The 694-nt window shown below is 41.1% G+C and carries 1 protein-coding gene; it reads right to left on the reverse strand.

Annotated elements, in window-relative coordinates:
- The coding region (locus tag GR162_RS22085) for a hypothetical protein (protein WP_160783893.1) at positions 1 to 694 on the reverse strand (694 nt) is incomplete at both ends.

Consider the following 694-nt stretch of genomic DNA (forward strand, 5'->3'; position numbering starts at 1 on the left):
GTAATCCAATGGATTCGGTGTAGCTCCATCCTGAACAAATTGGTATTTGTAAACTGGCGTTCCGCCTGCAGCAGCAACTGAAACTTTTGCGCCAAAATTACAGTTTGCATTTACGTTGCTCACTAAATTAAGAGCTAATGCCGCTGGCTGTACAACATTTACAGAAGCGGATGCCGTACATCCTGTAGTATCATCTGTAACCGTTACTGTATAAGTTCCAGGAACAAGACCTGTAACATCAACCGTATTTCCTGTCTGAACAAGCGTGCCTGTGCCTGCCGTTAATGCAGCTGTATAGCTTGTTCCGTAATTGGCAACCGTGAATTTCACTGCGCCATTGGCTTGTCCGTTACAAACAACATTGCTTACCAATTGTCCTGCAATTGTAATGTTGGTTACTGGAAGTACAGTATAAGATTCTTTATAAGTACAACCATTTGCATCTGTTACTTGGAACAAGTAAGTATCTGGCACTAAACCAGCAAAAACATTAGAATTTTGTTTTGCCACTGCAACTGGAGAAAGAATCTCATATTGAAGTATTCCGACTCCATTTGTTACACTATTAATAGTCACTGTACTAGTTGTTCTAGCAGCAGGTGAACAATAAACTGGTGTGCCTGTAATATCCATATCTGTTGGAGGATTCAATGCAGGGATAGTTACACTAACTGGCACCGCAATGATACAGTTG

It is taken from the genome of Flavobacterium sp. HBTb2-11-1 (assembly GCF_009826975.1).
In the GTDB taxonomy this organism is placed as follows: Bacteria; Bacteroidota; Bacteroidia; order Flavobacteriales; family Flavobacteriaceae; genus Flavobacterium.